Source organism: Rhizobium sp. UBA1881 (genome assembly GCF_002338015.1).
GTDB lineage: Bacteria > Pseudomonadota > Alphaproteobacteria > Rhizobiales > Rhizobiaceae > Rhizobium.
Map to the genome: position 1 here is coordinate 1 of NZ_DDHH01000161.1, position 13494 is coordinate 13494.

18 protein-coding genes are annotated in these 13494 nt (G+C 61.6%); 6 read left to right on the forward strand and 12 right to left on the reverse strand.

The genetic code is table 11. The annotated features are described in order from the left end of the window. Positions 1 to 86 precede the first annotated feature (86 nt). Together glcF and B3605_RS19650 are read left to right on the forward strand one after the other, a co-directional pair. The gene (glcF, locus tag B3605_RS19645; RefSeq protein WP_112944579.1) at positions 87 to 1400 is read left to right on the forward strand and encodes a glycolate oxidase subunit GlcF; all 1314 of its coding nucleotides are present in this window, start codon (positions 87 to 89) and stop codon (positions 1398 to 1400) included. A gap of 56 nt (positions 1401 to 1456) precedes the next feature. Further along, positions 1457 to 1894: a hypothetical protein gene (locus B3605_RS19650; protein WP_112944578.1), complete on the forward strand. Its 438-nt coding sequence runs from the start codon at positions 1457 to 1459 to the stop codon at positions 1892 to 1894. Between the two features lie 103 nt (positions 1895 to 1997). On the opposite strand, the gene B3605_RS19655 is transcribed toward B3605_RS19650, so the two are convergent. Next, positions 1998 to 2669, reverse strand: coding sequence for a L,D-transpeptidase (locus tag B3605_RS19655; protein WP_112944577.1), 672 nt, complete (start codon positions 2667 to 2669; stop codon positions 1998 to 2000). 123 nt (positions 2670 to 2792) lie between these two features. Next, positions 2793 to 3539: a L,D-transpeptidase gene (locus B3605_RS19660; RefSeq protein ID WP_112944576.1), complete on the reverse strand. Its 747-nt coding sequence runs from the start codon at positions 3537 to 3539 to the stop codon at positions 2793 to 2795. Between the two features lie 212 nt (positions 3540 to 3751). On the opposite strand from B3605_RS19660, the gene B3605_RS19665 reads away from it, so the two are divergent. Both B3605_RS19665 and B3605_RS19670 read left to right on the forward strand, forming a co-directional pair. Next, a complete protein-coding gene (locus tag B3605_RS19665) occupies positions 3752 to 4381 on the forward strand; it encodes a DNA-3-methyladenine glycosylase I (RefSeq protein WP_112944575.1) in 630 nt (209 codons plus the stop codon). Further along, positions 4378 to 4878, forward strand: a complete 501-nt coding sequence (locus B3605_RS19670) for a hypothetical protein (protein ID WP_183795311.1) — start codon at positions 4378 to 4380, stop codon at positions 4876 to 4878. The genes B3605_RS19665 and B3605_RS19670 overlap by 4 nt, the downstream gene beginning before the upstream one ends. A 12-nt stretch (positions 4879 to 4890) precedes the next feature. Here the strand turns inward: B3605_RS19670 and B3605_RS19675 are convergent, their stop codons facing one another. The 5 genes from B3605_RS19675 to B3605_RS19695 form a co-directional block, all read right to left on the reverse strand. Further along, positions 4891 to 5595, reverse strand: a complete 705-nt coding sequence (locus tag B3605_RS19675; RefSeq protein WP_047508202.1) for an HAD family hydrolase — start codon at positions 5593 to 5595, stop codon at positions 4891 to 4893. Positions 5596 to 5659: 64 nt separating this feature from the next. Next, positions 5660 to 6187, reverse strand: a complete 528-nt coding sequence (locus B3605_RS19680; protein ID WP_112944574.1) for a TadE/TadG family type IV pilus assembly protein — start codon at positions 6185 to 6187, stop codon at positions 5660 to 5662. Further along, positions 6187 to 6717: a TadE/TadG family type IV pilus assembly protein gene (locus tag B3605_RS19685; protein WP_112944573.1), complete on the reverse strand. Its 531-nt coding sequence runs from the start codon at positions 6715 to 6717 to the stop codon at positions 6187 to 6189. The genes B3605_RS19680 and B3605_RS19685 overlap by 1 nt, the downstream gene beginning before the upstream one ends. Continuing rightward, on the reverse strand, positions 6717 to 7214 hold the full coding sequence (locus B3605_RS19690; protein ID WP_296435652.1) for a hypothetical protein: 498 nt from the start codon (positions 7212 to 7214) through the stop codon (positions 6717 to 6719). The genes B3605_RS19685 and B3605_RS19690 overlap by 1 nt, the downstream gene beginning before the upstream one ends. Continuing rightward, complete coding sequence (locus B3605_RS19695; RefSeq protein WP_296435653.1) at positions 7211 to 8059, reverse strand: pilus assembly protein TadG-related protein; 849 nt, start codon at positions 8057 to 8059, stop codon at positions 7211 to 7213. Before B3605_RS19695 ends, B3605_RS19690 begins: the two co-directional genes overlap by 4 nt. A gap of 329 nt (positions 8060 to 8388) precedes the next feature. Between B3605_RS19695 and B3605_RS19700 the strand changes: the two genes are divergently transcribed. After that, on the forward strand, positions 8389 to 9438 hold the full coding sequence (locus B3605_RS19700) for an aldo/keto reductase (protein ID WP_112944571.1): 1050 nt from the start codon (positions 8389 to 8391) through the stop codon (positions 9436 to 9438). Between the two features lie 65 nt (positions 9439 to 9503). Here B3605_RS19700 and copM read toward each other — a convergent pair whose 3' ends face one another. From copM to B3605_RS19725, 5 genes are all read right to left on the reverse strand, one after another. Continuing rightward, the gene (copM, locus tag B3605_RS19705) at positions 9504 to 9881 is read right to left on the reverse strand and encodes a CopM family metallochaperone (RefSeq protein WP_296435655.1); all 378 of its coding nucleotides are present in this window, start codon (positions 9879 to 9881) and stop codon (positions 9504 to 9506) included. A 73-nt stretch (positions 9882 to 9954) separates the two neighbouring features. Then, a complete protein-coding gene (locus tag B3605_RS19710; protein ID WP_112944569.1) occupies positions 9955 to 10329 on the reverse strand; it encodes a hypothetical protein in 375 nt (124 codons plus the stop codon). Positions 10330 to 10378: 49 nt separating this feature from the next. After that, positions 10379 to 10693: a BrnA antitoxin family protein gene (locus tag B3605_RS19715; RefSeq protein ID WP_112944568.1), complete on the reverse strand. Its 315-nt coding sequence runs from the start codon at positions 10691 to 10693 to the stop codon at positions 10379 to 10381. Next, on the reverse strand, positions 10674 to 10937 hold the full coding sequence (locus B3605_RS19720; protein WP_112944567.1) for a BrnT family toxin: 264 nt from the start codon (positions 10935 to 10937) through the stop codon (positions 10674 to 10676). The genes B3605_RS19715 and B3605_RS19720 overlap by 20 nt, the downstream gene beginning before the upstream one ends. Positions 10938 to 11002: 65 nt before the next feature. Next, positions 11003 to 11758 (reverse strand): hypothetical protein, encoded by a 756-nt coding sequence (locus B3605_RS19725; protein WP_112944615.1) that lies wholly within the window; start codon positions 11756 to 11758, stop codon positions 11003 to 11005. 137 nt (positions 11759 to 11895) lie between these two features. On the opposite strand from B3605_RS19725, the gene hisS reads away from it, so the two are divergent. Continuing rightward, positions 11896 to 13467, forward strand: a complete 1572-nt coding sequence (gene hisS, locus B3605_RS19730; RefSeq protein WP_112944566.1) for a histidine--tRNA ligase — start codon at positions 11896 to 11898, stop codon at positions 13465 to 13467. Positions 13468 to 13494: the final 27 nt, after the last annotated feature.

The window sequence follows — 13494 nt, forward strand, 5'->3', positions numbered from 1 at the left end:
TCTCCCCCCTTGTGGGGGAGATGCCCGGCAGGGCAGAGGGGGGTACCCCACCCACCAACGCAGCGAGAAGGGCGGACGAGCCTGACATGCAAACCAACTTCACCCCCGCCCAGCTTGCCGATCCCCATGTCGCGGCTTCCGAGCAGATCCTGCGCAAATGCGTCCATTGCGGCTTCTGCACCGCCACCTGTCCCACCTATGTCACGCTTGGCAACGAGCTCGACAGCCCGCGCGGCCGCATCTATCTCATCAAGGACATGCTGGAAAACGACCGCCCGGCCGACACTGAGGTGGTCACCCATATCGACCGCTGTCTCTCCTGCCTTGCCTGCGTGACGACCTGTCCCTCGGGCGTCGATTACATGCACCTTGTCGACCACGCCCGCGCCCATATCGAAAAGACCTACAAGCGCCCCTTCATGAACCGGCTGACGCGCGGCATTCTCGCCGCCGTTCTGCCCTATCCCGGCCGCTTCCGCCTGGCGCTGCGTCTGGCCCGCCTCGGCCGGCCGCTGGAAGCCCTGTTCCGTCGACACACCGCGCTGAAGCCTTTCGCCGCCATGCTGGCGCTCGCTCCGCGCAGCCTGCCCGCACCCTCGCATCTGGCGACGCCCGCAACACACGCGGCTGAAGCGGGGGAGAGGCGAGGGCGCGTGGCGATCCTCACCGGCTGCGCGCAACAGGTGCTCGACCCCGCCATCAACGCGGCGACCATCCGGCTTCTCACCCGTCTCGGCGTCGAGGTGGTCGTGCCCAAGGGAGAGGTCTGCTGCGGCTCGCTGGTTCATCACATGGGGCGCGAGGCACAGGCGTTGGCGAGCGCCCGCGCCAATGTCGATGTCTGGACCCGCGAGATCGAGGAGGGCGGGCTCGATGCCATCATCATCACCGCGTCCGGCTGCGGCACGACGATCAAGGATTACGGCCACATGCTGCGGCTCGATCCCATCTACGCCGAAAAGGCCGCCCGCGTTTCCGCGCTCGCCCGCGATGTCACCGAATATCTGGCGACGCTCGATCTTCCCTCGCACATGCCGAGGGGGCTGACGGTCGCCTATCACTCCGCCTGCTCGATGCAGCACGGCCAGAAGATCACCATGGCGCCGAAGCAGCTGTTGAAGGCTGCGGGCTTCACCGTGCGCGATCCGGCCGAAGGCCATCTCTGTTGCGGCTCGGCCGGCACCTACAACATCATGCAGCCGGATATTTCCGACGCGCTCAAGGCCCGCAAGGTGAAGAACATTGAGGCGACGAAGCCCGATATCATCGCCACAGGCAATATCGGCTGCATCACGCAGATCGCGTCGGCGACTGAGATCCCTATCCTGCACACCATCGAACTGCTCGATTGGGCCTATGGCGGCGAGATGCCCGTCAAATTAGCGGCCAGAAAAATTTAAGGGTTTCGGGCTAGCCTGACGCGGCCGGATCGTCCGGCGGCATTTGGAGCTCAAGCATGCATCGTTTCCTCCTGGCGTTCACCGCTCTTGTTGGCGCCACCGAAGTCGCACACGCCGACAGCCGTTTCTTCTGTTCCGCCGATGACAAGAACGTCCGCTTCACCGTCGAAAGCGGGTTCAAGGCGGAGCCCGGTCATGAACTCAACCACTTCAGAGGCGCCTTGATCATCAAGAACGAAACAGCCCCGCAGCCGCTCGGCCGCGTCTCGATCGATTCCGATAGCCTGAGCAATCGCTGGTCGCACAATGGCGAGCTGCGTCTCGAAATTCTATACGATGGTGGAAAGGCCGCCGGCGGACAGAGCGTCAATCTCACCGTCTCCGCTGAGCAGCCGAACGGCGCAACGGCGTTTCAGGGCATTTACGACATGACTGTCTACGGCGGTGACAAGCCGATAACCTTCAACGGCAAGGTCAGCTGCGGCGCCAAATAGCATTGGCCGCGTGAAACGGGCTCATGTCCTCGCAGCACAAAAGAAAAAGGTGGCCAGCAAGCCGGCCACCTGTTCCTAATTTTCACTGGTAACGCGTGCGACCTCAGCCGCCGAAGATCGTTCTCAGAACGTCGATGCCGCGGTCGTCGAAGGCGACATTGCCCTGCTTGTTGCCGGGGCCGACGACGATGACCTTGGTGCCGACGGGAACGCGGTCGTAGAGATCGGCGACGTCGTCATTGACCATGCGGATGCAGCCCGAAGACAGGTTGAGGCCGATCGTCCAGGGCTGGTTGGTGCCGTGGATGCGGAAGATCGTGTCGCGGTTGCCCTGGTAGAGATACATGGCGCGGGCGCCGAGCGGATTGTCCGGGCCACCCGGCTGTACGGCCGGCAGATTGTGACCGGCGCGGGCCTCGCGGACGCGCATTTCAGCCGGCGGCGTCCAGGTCGGCCATTCAGCCTTGCGGCCGATCTTCACCACGCCCGACCAGCCGAAGCCTTCGCGGCCGACACCGATGCCGTAGCGCGTGGCCTTGTTGCGGCCTTCGACGAGGTAGAGATACTTGTTGACCGTATCGACGATCACGGTGCCCGGCGCTTCATTTGTAATGAGGCGGACGACGCGCTTCTTGTATTGCGGCTTGATCTGCTGGCTGTGCTTGACGCCACGAACGGCATCTGTCGCCGTCATTACGGGCTCGGCGCTGGCAACGGCCACCATACCCGACATCGCAACGGCAACGGCCGCCACGAGCAGAGACACTTTCTTCATTTCGATTTCCCTCTCAAGGCACGATCGCCGGCAAAGCTAACCGAATCGACCGGGATTTCAAGCTGGAAACCCTGAAAATGCGGGGGTAGGCGGCAAGGTGTGTCCTTGCCGCCATAAGAAAATTCAGATCACGATGACGCGCGTGCCCACTTTGACACGCTCGTAAAGGTCGACGACGTCCTCGTTGCGCAGGCGAATGCAGCCCGAGGAAACGGCGCTTCCGATCGTCCATGGGGCATTGGTGCCGTGGATGCGGTAGAGCGTGGAGCCGAGATACATGGCGCGTGCGCCGAGCGGATTTTCCGGTCCGCCATCCATGCGCGCCGGCAGATAATGGCCCTTCGCCGCCTCGCGGCTGATCATTTCCGACGGCGGTGTCCAGTCCGGCCACTCGGACTTGCGGGTCACCTTGTGCACGCCGGCCCACTCGAAGCCCGGCTTGCCGACGCCGACGCCGTAACGCCGCGCCTTGCCGTTTGCCATGACCAGATAGAGGAAGCGGTTATTGGTATCGATGACGATGGTGCCTGGCGCTTCCTTGGTCTGGTAGTCGACCATCTGCGGCAGGAACTGCGGCTCGATCTGGCCACGGATGACAGGAACGCCCGGATTGATCGCCGAGATCTGCTGTGCCGCCGGCGCGCGACGAACGGCACGCGGAGCAAACAGCCCGCGCTGCTGCTGCACGATGACGGGGCGCTGGTAAACGACGGGTCGAACATTGCCGCCGCCGCTGAGCTGCATGATCCACGGTGCCGCCAGATCAGGGCTCAGCACGACAGGTGGACGGGAAACATAACGGTCGTCGCCAAGGGCGGCCGTGGAAAAGACGCCGAGCAGGGCTGCGGCGAGCAAAACGGATTTCATCATCGGACGAACTCTCTACAATGGCCGAAAATGGACGGGCGGCATCCGCCACCTGTCGATCATGCTGCCACCGCGCTCGCCAGCGAATGGTAAACCCGCGTTCACTAAAAGCCGAACTGGCCCATAAACTTTTCGTCAGGGTTATCGTTCGGTTTGGAAACAGGGTTTGCAAATGGTAAAGCCGGATTCGGAGCCGCTGAAACGAATGGAACGTGATGAGCGACACAGGCATTACAATCGGTGAGGACGGCAAGAGCCGCTGTCATTGGCACGGCAACCTGCCGGATTATCTGCGCTATCACGACGAGGAATGGGGCAGGCCGGTCGTGAACGACATCCGCCTGTTCGAGAAGATCTGCCTTGAAGGCTTCCAGTCTGGTCTCTCCTGGCTCACCATCCTGCGCAAGCGCGAGAATTTCCGCGCGGCCTTCGCCGGCTTCGATTTCGAGAAGGTGGCGCTGTTTACTGATGAGGATGTCGAGCGTTGCGTTAGCGATGCCGGCATCATCCGCCATCGCGGCAAGATCGTTTCGACGATCAACAATGCCAAGCGTGCGATAGAGCTGCGCGACGAGTTCGGCTCGCTCGCGCATTATTTCTGGAGCTACGAGCCCGGTCATAACGAACGCCCAAAGGTGGTCGACCGCGCCACGATCATGGCCAATCCGACCACGCCCACCTCGGTCGCCATCTCCAAGAATCTGAAGAAGCGCGGCTGGACCTTTGTCGGCCCGACCACAGTTTACGCATTCATGCAGGCAATGGGTCTCGTCAACGATCATCTCGAAGGCTGCTACTGCCGTCCCGAAGTAGAGGCGATGCGCGACGCATTGGTACGTCCATGAAAAAACTGAAACTGATGGCAATGGCGGTCGCCGTAATCGCGATCGCGCCCGCCGCCATGGCGCAGACACCCGAGCTGCAACGCGGCGAAAGGTTGGAAAAGCTGCAGTTTCCGGCGGCAACCATGGAGCTGAAGGGCTGGACGAAATTCGGCAACGGCAAGGTCTACACCTTGCCCGTCAAGGCCGGCCAGCATGTGAAGATCGATTTCTCGACGAAGAGCCAGTTCGCTTTCCTCGCGATTTTCGATCTCGCGGCCCCCGACGACGAGGCGATCTTCGGCACCGACGAGGACGGGCAGACTTTCCAGACGACGGTCAAACAGGATGCGACCTGGCTGCTCCGCCCCTATTACTCGAAAGCCTCGCCAAGACGCGGCCTCGGCGCACCCTACAGCATTCTCGTGGAACCGCAGGCAGCCTCGGCCGCGCCGGCAACACCCGCGCCAGCCCCAGCCGACGACAGCAAGCCGTCGCCGCTCTTCCCCTCGCGCAAGTAGCCAGGTCTTCGTTTAACCGAGGCTGTCGATCACGCCGCGCAGTTCGCCGAGCCGTTCGATCTTGCGAAAGCGCGGCGCCTCCGTCGGCTCCTCGACATGCTCGAGCACCCAGGTCAGTTCGTGCGGCACGAACACCCCGTAGCTGCCGGCGGCGATTGCCGGCACGATGTCCGATTTCAGCGAGTTCCCCACCATCATCGCCCGCTCCGGCCCGCCGCCGATCTTGGAAAAGATGCGGCGATAGGTGACCGCCGTCTTGTCGGAAACGATCTCGACGGCATGGAAGAAGTCGCCAAGGCCGGACTGCGCCAGCTTGCGCTCTTGGTCAAACAGGTCGCCCTTGGTGATCAGCACCAGCAGGTAATGGTCGGAAAGGGCGGCCAGCGTCTCGCGCACTTCGGGCAGCGTCTCCACCGGATGCGAGAGAAGATCCCGCCCGGTATCGAGGATTTGCGCGATCACCGAGGCCGGCACGTTGCCCTCGGTAATCTCGATCGCGGTCTCGATCATCGACAGCGTAAAGCCTTTGATGCCGAAGCCGTAATGCTGAAGATTACGCTTCTCGGCGGCCAGCAGCCGCTCCGAAACCACCGTACCCTCGGCGTAGTCGGAGAGCAGTTCGGTGAAATGCGTTTCCGTCAGCCGGTAGAATTGCTCGTTCTGCCACAGCGTGTCGTCGGCATCGAAGCCGATCGTGGTCAGCGTGCGGGTCGTCATGGGCGCACCCTCTTGTTCATTCAAAACAATTAGGAGCCTCTCGCCTTCGCCGCAAGGGATGGTGTCACTGATAGACGATGGCGCCGATGAAGCGCGGGCGCGAAAAGGCGGTCTCGGCGAACGTCATGCTGCCGAAGCCCATGATGCTGGTCATCGCCGTATAGCTCGCCGCACCCTCGACATAGATCACCGAGTCGCCGTCCGTCAGCTGCGGCAGCGTCGAGCTGCTCAGAACCTGCGCCTTCAACAGCCCGGCCGTGCCGCTCTCCTTCGTCCAGTCCAGCTTGTAGACCCCGGCGGTCTTCTTGATGCTGGAAATCCGAAGCGCGATCGGGGCCGTGCTGTTCTGCTGCAGATGCGTGAAGACGCTGTAGAGATTGGACACGAAGGTATTGTCGATCGACGTTTGCCGCGAGATCACGTCGGCGACGATACCGTTGGCCTGCACGATGTTCTGGTAGGTCCTGTACATGTCGAACACCGTGATGCTTGCCAGGAAGAAGAACAGCAGGATTGGCGCTAGCAGCGCGAACTCGATCGCGGATGCGCCGGAGCGCTCGCGGATCAGGCGGGAAAAGGCGTGCTTCAACATCAGGTCGGCTCGTTGACGAAGGCAAAGCTGGAGGTCAGCTGGATGGCGCCGGTGTTGTCTTTGGGGAAACTCAGGCCGAAGCCGAGCCCTGGCACGAGGGGATCGACGACATAGCAGGCGCGGGTGAAGATGATCTGCGACGGCTGGCCGGAATTGTAGCTGGTGACAGGATCGATGGCGACGGACCGGTCGACGCAGGGCGTGCCCGTCGTCGGGAAATCCGAGGCTTTGGTCACCGGCGTGAACTCGATGCGGATCGACTTGACGCAATCGCTGAGGATGACCGCTTCCTTGCACACCGAAGCCTTGAAATCGGCATAGCTCATCTTGGCGCCGTTGATCTGCAATGCGCGCGAGCTGCGGCTGACGGCACGGTCGAGCATGATCGACTGCGTCATGATGAAGCCTGCCTCGAAGATCGAAAAGATGACGGCAAAGACGATCGGCGCCAGGATGGCGAACTCGATCGCCGCCGCGCCCTTGCTGTCGCCGAAAAGCCGGCGCGCGCTACAGAAAAAGCCCACTCTCATTACTGTGTCAGTCTCAATTTGCGGATCGATGTCGAGATCGACTTGAATGCGTCGCCGATGCCGGAGCCGGAGGCCTGGTAGAAGTGGGCGGAGCTCGTCGCGCAGTTCTTCATGGCGTTGATCGCCGTGGTGTCGCTGCCGAGCTCGAAGCCGATGGTGAAGATGGTGATGCCCTTCGCCTTGGCGGTCGTGCAGATATTGCTCAGGTAGGTCGCCGTGTTGCCTGACATCGTGTAGTTGCTCGGGCTGAGATCCGGAGAGCGCTTGTAGTCGTTCGGGCGGAATTGCGCGGTGATCACGCCATCCGTCATCAACACGAGCACCTTCATCGTATCGGCATCGCTGAAGCTGGAGGGACGGTTGGAGAACTTCGAAGACATCTGCCCGCTGGCGATTGCCGCCTGGACGATGCTCGATGAGGCCGGATTGAGCAGCATGTAACCCCACTGCATGGCGTTCTGCGTGCCGGTGCCGTCATAGAGCTGCAGCGCGCTCAACCGGGCTTTGAGATAGGTCGCGTCATTGGAGAAGTAGGTGATTGCGTCCTCTTCGCCGGGACACCACCACCATTTCTTTTCCTTGTCTGTCGTGTTGTAGTTCCAGTTGGTGAAGATCGGCAGGTTCGACCGAGCCTTGAAGCTCGGGATCGCGTCGCTGCCAAAGCCCGCATTGTCGAGCTCGAAGCATGACCCCTTGTAATTTGGATCCTTGGTCGGCTGCGACTGCCGGTCAGGCGGGAGCCGCCGAGCTTGTCGAACACCGCGGAACCCACGTTGACGTGGCCCGCATAGGGCACGACGCTGATCGTCGTATAGTCCTTGGTGTCGTCGGTCAGGATCTGGTCGATGAACTGTTGCGAGGCGACCTTCAGGTTCTTGATCTTGCTGCCGACCATCGAGCCCGACATGTCGAGCATCAGCGACAGCTCGATATTCTGCTTGGCCTCTTCGGCGCTCGACGCCGTCTTGATCGTCAACGTCTTGACGCCGGCCAGATGCATGAAGGCGGTGTTGATCGTATAGGAGGCGTTGGCCGAGATCTTGCGCGAGTTCATCGCCGTCGCCTCGGAAAAGTCGATGGCCACGTCAGCACCGTAGGGGAGATTGTTCATGTAGCTTTTGAGAACATCGGCGGTCTTCTGCTTCTGCGACAGCGATGCAGCCGCCAGCACGCCGCGATCGAGCCCGTCCTGCATTTCCACGCGCACGGCTTCATAGCGCGCGAGATCGACCCCGGCGCCACCGGCCAAGACCATTGGCACGAAAAGCAGCGCGACTATCATCGCCACGTTGCCGCGCTTGTTGCGCAGCAGTGAACTCACAAGCTGAACCAAGGATGTCATGATTGCCCCCGCATCTGCGAGGATTGTTTAGGTGGGTATCAATTAGAATTTTATGAATCCACTCGGAAAACGCAGTAAATACAATCACTAAGAGCGAGAATTATTGGGTGCAATCACGGTTGTGCGCCAATGAGTTGCGAGCGACCTATGTTGTCGCAACCCCTGCGTATCGCGCGAGCCGTTGAAACCGCGCACGCGCAACTTATGTCTGGTGGGTTCATGCCTGAAGCGGCCGCGTCCATGCCAGCGCCGCGCCGCCCAAAAATCATAGAACCGGGATCATTCCCTCCGCCGGCTTCACGGCGGTCCTCACAAGGAAACGTTTGACCATGCGTTACAACCAGCTTGGAAATACCGGCCTGTTCGTCTCCGAAATCTGCCTGGGCACCATGACCTTCGGCGCCGCCGACGACAAAAGCCCCTGGGGCGCCATTGCCGATGTCGATCAGAAGGCGGCCGACGCGATCGTCGAGCGGTCGCTCTCGGCAGGCGTCAATTTCATCGATACCGCCGACGTCTATTCCTTCGGCGAGTCCGAGAAGCTGCTCGGCCAGTCGCTGAAGAACCTCGGCGTCGCCCGCAAGGATGTCGTCATCGCCACCAAGGTCTATGGCGCGATGGGCGACAAGCCGAACGATCGCGGCGCTTCGCGCGGCCACATCATGGATTCCGTCGAAAAGAGCCTTGAGCGCCTGCAGACCGATCATATCGATCTCTACCAGATCCACGGCACCGACAGCGTCACCCCGATCGACGAGACGCTCAGGGCGATGGACGATCTCGTCTCGCGTGGCCTTGTTCGCTATGTCGGCGTTTCCAATTGGCAGGCCTGGCGCATCGCCAAGGCGCTTGGGATTTCGGAGCGCCGCGGCTTCGCCCGCTTCGAGACCGTGCAGGCCTACTACTCCATCGCCGGCCGCGATCTTGAGCGCGATATCGTGCCGATGATGAACGAGGAGAAGGTCGGCCTGATGGTCTGGTCGCCGCTCGCCGGCGGCCTGCTGTCGGGCAAATACGGCCCCGGCGCGCCCGGCAACGGCGAAGGCCGCCGCGCCGCCTTCGACTTCCCGCCCGTCGACAAGGACCGCGCCTGGGCCTGCGTTTCCGTCATGCGCGAGATCGCCGAAAAGCACGGCGCAAGCGTCGCCACCGTAGCGCTCGCCTATGTGCTCGCCAAGCCTTTCGTGACGACTGTCATCATCGGCGCCAAGCGCATCGAACAGCTCGACCAGAACCTCGCCGCCGTCGGACTGAAACTCGATGCCGACGACCTGAAGAGGCTGGACGAGGTGAGCCAACTGGCGCCCGAATATCCCGGCTGGATGCTCTCCCGCCAGGGCGCCGGTCGTCGCCCCGCGCCCTTCGAACCGAAGGCCTGAGCGCTATTGCAAGACTGGACGCCGAGGCGAACCCGGCGTCCAGCGTTGTGACGAGAGAGGGCGCCTTACTTGGCGTGCGCCTTCAGCCACGTCTGCATCTCGGTGATCTCGGCCTCCTGCGCCTTGATCACGCCCTCCGCCAGCTTGCGTATCTCGGGGTCCTTCCCGTATTGCAACTCCACCTTGGCCATGTCGATCGCCCCCTGGTGATGGGCGATCATGCCGCGCACGAAGTCGATATCGGCGTCGCCGCTATATTCGATCATCATGTCCTTGTGCATCTTGTTGTTGGCCTCGGAAAAGGCATGGCTCGACGGGCTGTGGTCGCCCATCGGCATGCTCATGTCCATATCCATCGGCTTGTCTTCCGCGCTTGCAGGAAGAGCGCTGAACGAGAGGCCGGCGATAAGACCGGTCGTGAGAGCGAGTAGCTTAAAAGACATGGGATATCCTTCCTCAGTCTGGCAATAAAAGTCCGATGCGGCGTATCACGCCGCGTTTCTCAGGGTCTTGATGTCAGATCAACCGGGGAGGGGGCGCCTGCGGAGCCGGCCGTGCGCCGGGAAAGGCGAGCGCGATCGCCGGCGAGGGATAGGAAAACACCTGCTTGCCATCCGCATGAACGATCACGTCGACGGGCACGATGAGACAGGCAGAACAGAGCGGCATATGCGCCATGCCGCCGACAGCACACGGGTTCTTCGCCGGCACTGAGCCCTTGACGGCATCGCCCATCTCCATATCAGGCATATGATGATGCGCCTTGCCGGCAGCCATATCGACAGCGGCAGGCTGGCTCATCGACGCGCACATCGGGCATCCGGCCCACGCGAACATCGTTCCGTAGGTCAGCCATGCCAGCATCATCGTCGCGATAGAGAAAAGCCGCATCGGTCAAACATAGGCAAGCGCGCCACCGCTGCCAAGACGTCGCGTCGCGCTAATCGAGCTTGGCGGCCTTGCGTAACGCATGGTTGATCCGCCCCTGCCACCCCTTGCCGGTCGCCTTGAAGGCATCGATCACATCGGGATCGAGCCTCAGCGATATTTGTCGCTTCGGGCTCTCCACCGCCGGCCGCCCGCGCGAACGCCGGATGCTCTCGGCGAATTCGGGAAACACCTCGGCAAAGGGGCGCGCCTTCTTGAAGTCCTCTTCGGTCCATTCGGGATTGTCGCTGACCTCATCCCAATCGTCCTTGGAGTAGCCACGCCCTTCCTTGAACTCGATCTGCAGCTCAGTCTTCTTCGCTGTCATCCAGCAACCTCCTTTCGCTCTTGCGCGCCGGGCGCATCGAGATAATGGAAATGCCCTCCGAGCCCAGCACCGCGAACACCACGGCGATCGAGCCATCCGCAAAGCGCCCGATCGCCATCAGGCGCCCGCGCTTGGCCGGCCGCAATATGGCGCCGAGAAAGAACACCTCGTCGAGATCGGCGAAGTCGAGCCCATGCTTGTCGAGGTTGGCAAGCCGTTTCGGCTCATCCCATACGATCTTCATCGATACGATATCGCAAAATAAAAGTGATACAATAAATCTTTGATTGCATCACGATATCTTGCAATTCACCAGGCCGCAATCACCTGATGGATCACCTGGTAATCCGCGCTTTCCTCGCCTATCGGCACCACCGGCCAAGCCCAAGCCGCCCGCGCCTCCGGCACCGCGACCCCGTGCATCAGGTCGGCCTCCTCATGGGTCTTTCCGTTGCGATCGATCACCGCATAGGAGATATCGGTGACAAGGCAGCTCTTGAACGGCATCCGCGACAGGCCGGAAAGATGCGCTGCGATCAGCCGCTCCAACGTATCCTCAGGCATCCGCTCCCGCTCGGCTTCGAACCGCCGCTGCACGCCGCGTCCGATCTGCGAGAGCAGATTGGCCGAAACCACGAGATCGAGATAGGGCACATTGCGCAGGAACCCCAGCGGCTCCGGCGTCTCGCCGGCGGCAAGCGCGTCATAGCCCGAGAGATCGCGCTCGATCAGCCGGACATTGCGATAGGCCTTGCGGCGCATCTTCATCCTCACCGTCGCGACATGCACGAGATCGATCAGAACGACCGTATCGAAGCTGGCCGCCAGCTCCCGGATCGGCACGTCGCGCAGCAAGCCGGACCCCAGCACCACGGCCGTCCGCCGCTGCTTGCAGCCCGCTATTGCCGCAAGGATCGCCCGCCTCGTATTCTCTTCATGCTCCGCCCACTGCTGGCTGCAACGATTGGCGCGCGACCACAGATTGACTGAGTAGCGGACATATTTGCGGTGCGCCTTCTGCGTCCGCCATACGGTCGCGGCGTAGAGAAGTGCTTCAGCGATCATCGTATAGCTCCGCCATTCGGTCCATTCTCTCTCGTTCAATCGATTCTGTCTTCCGGATCAAGGGCCTTCGCCCTTGCCGCATCCGGCCCTTTCCGCTAGGAAACCGCCACTGTCACACTGAGCGGAAGACGTTGGAAATGAACGACAAGCAGAAGAAACCACAAAAGCTCAAGGCCAGACTTCCCCGCGGCTTCGTCGATCGTTCGGCGGCCGATATTCGCGCCGTCAATGAGATGACCGCGAAGATCCGCGAAGTCTACGAGCATTATGGTTTCGATCCTGTCGAAACGCCGCTCTTCGAATACACCGATGCGCTCGGCAAGTTCCTGCCCGATGCCGACCGGCCGAACGAAGGCGTCTTCTCGCTGCAGGATGACGACGAGCAGTGGATGTCGCTGCGTTACGACCTGACGGCGCCGCTCGCCCGCCATGTCGCGGAGAACTTCAACGAGATCCAGCTGCCCTACCGCACCTATCGCGCCGGCTATGTCTTCCGCAACGAGAAGCCCGGCCCCGGCCGCTTCCGCCAGTTCATGCAGTTCGACGCCGATACCGTCGGCGCGCCTGGCGTGCAGGCCGATGCCGAGATGTGCATGATGATGTCGGACACGCTGGAAGCCCTCGGCATCAAGCGCGGCGACTATGTCATCCGCGTCAACAACCGCAAGGTTTTGGATGGCGTGATGGAGGCTATCGGCCTCGGCGGCGACGATAAGGCTGCACAGCGCTTGAACGTGCTGCGCGCCATCGACAAGCTCGACAAGTTCGGCCCCGAGGGCGTGGCTCTTCTGCTTGGTGCTGGCCGCAAGGATGAGTCCGGCGATTTCACCAAGGGTGCCGGGCTCGATCAGGCGCAAATCGAGGGCGTACTAAAATTTTGCAAGCCAGATAATTTCCAGACCAGTTACTACGGCGAAAGCCTGCAGAAGGACCCGATCAAAACTATCGATTTCTTCAAAACGCTGTTCGACAATTCGCGATATCAAGAAGGTTTGGACGAGCTGCTGCTGATTGCGAATCTCGTCATTGCGGGCGGTTATGGTCCGAAGCCTTATTTCAGCGGTCAGATCCATATCGACCCCTCCGTCGTCCGCGGCCTCGAATACTACACCGGCCCGGTCTATGAAGCCGAGCTCACCTTCGACGTCACCAACGAGAAGGGCGAGAAGGTCGTCTTCGGCTCCGTCGGCGGCGGTGGTCGTTATGATGGTCTCGTTTCCCGCTTCATGGGCCAGCCGGTTCCGGCCACTGGCTTCTCCATCGGCGTCTCGCGCCTGATGACGGCGCTGAAAAACCTCGGCAAGCTCGGCCAGAGCGAGGTTATCGAACCCGTCCTCGTCACCGTCATGGATGGCGATGTCGAGGCCATGGGCCGCTACCAGCGCATCACCCAGGAACTGCGTGCGGCCGGCATCCGCGCCGAAATGTACCAGGGCAACTGGAAGAAATTCGGCAACCAGCTGAAATACGCCGACCGCCGCGGCTGCCCCGTCGCCATCATCCAGGGCGGCGATGAGCGTGCCGAGGGCGTCGTGCAGATCAAGGACCTGATCGAGGGCAAGCGCCTCTCTGGCGAGATCGAGGACAACGCTTCGTGGCGCGAAGCCCGCGTCGCGCAGGAAACGGTCAAGGAGGCCGATCTGGTCGCCAAGGTGAAGGAAATCTTGGCAGCGCAGGCGGAAGATCGCAAGCGAGCGTCTGATGTCTGAGCGGGGAATACCCCCCTCTGTCCTGCC

Coding starts and splice junctions, on each gene's coding strand:
- glcF (WP_112944579.1), top strand. CDS start 87: ATGCAAACCAACTTCACCCCCGCCCAGCTTGCCGATCCCCATGTCGCG.
- B3605_RS19650 (WP_112944578.1), top strand. CDS start 1,457: ATGCATCGTTTCCTCCTGGCGTTCACCGCTCTTGTTGGCGCCACCGAA.
- B3605_RS19655 (WP_112944577.1), bottom strand. CDS start 2,669: ATGAAGAAAGTGTCTCTGCTCGTGGCGGCCGTTGCCGTTGCGATGTCG.
- B3605_RS19660 (WP_112944576.1), bottom strand. CDS start 3,539: ATGATGAAATCCGTTTTGCTCGCCGCAGCCCTGCTCGGCGTCTTTTCC.
- B3605_RS19665 (WP_112944575.1), top strand. CDS start 3,752: ATGAGCGACACAGGCATTACAATCGGTGAGGACGGCAAGAGCCGCTGT.
- B3605_RS19670 (WP_183795311.1), top strand. CDS start 4,378: ATGAAAAAACTGAAACTGATGGCAATGGCGGTCGCCGTAATCGCGATC.
- B3605_RS19675 (WP_047508202.1), bottom strand. CDS start 5,595: ATGACGACCCGCACGCTGACCACGATCGGCTTCGATGCCGACGACACG.
- B3605_RS19680 (WP_112944574.1), bottom strand. CDS start 6,187: ATGTTGAAGCACGCCTTTTCCCGCCTGATCCGCGAGCGCTCCGGCGCA.
- B3605_RS19685 (WP_112944573.1), bottom strand. CDS start 6,717: ATGAGAGTGGGCTTTTTCTGTAGCGCGCGCCGGCTTTTCGGCGACAGC.
- B3605_RS19695 (WP_296435653.1), bottom strand. CDS start 8,059: ATGACATCCTTGGTTCAGCTTGTGAGTTCACTGCTGCGCAACAAGCGC.
- B3605_RS19700 (WP_112944571.1), top strand. CDS start 8,389: ATGCGTTACAACCAGCTTGGAAATACCGGCCTGTTCGTCTCCGAAATC.
- copM (WP_296435655.1), bottom strand. CDS start 9,881: ATGTCTTTTAAGCTACTCGCTCTCACGACCGGTCTTATCGCCGGCCTC.
- B3605_RS19710 (WP_112944569.1), bottom strand. CDS start 10,329: ATGCGGCTTTTCTCTATCGCGACGATGATGCTGGCATGGCTGACCTAC.
- B3605_RS19715 (WP_112944568.1), bottom strand. CDS start 10,693: ATGACAGCGAAGAAGACTGAGCTGCAGATCGAGTTCAAGGAAGGGCGT.
- B3605_RS19720 (WP_112944567.1), bottom strand. CDS start 10,937: ATGAAGATCGTATGGGATGAGCCGAAACGGCTTGCCAACCTCGACAAG.
- B3605_RS19725 (WP_112944615.1), bottom strand. CDS start 11,758: ATGATCGCTGAAGCACTTCTCTACGCCGCGACCGTATGGCGGACGCAG.
- hisS (WP_112944566.1), top strand. CDS start 11,896: ATGAACGACAAGCAGAAGAAACCACAAAAGCTCAAGGCCAGACTTCCC.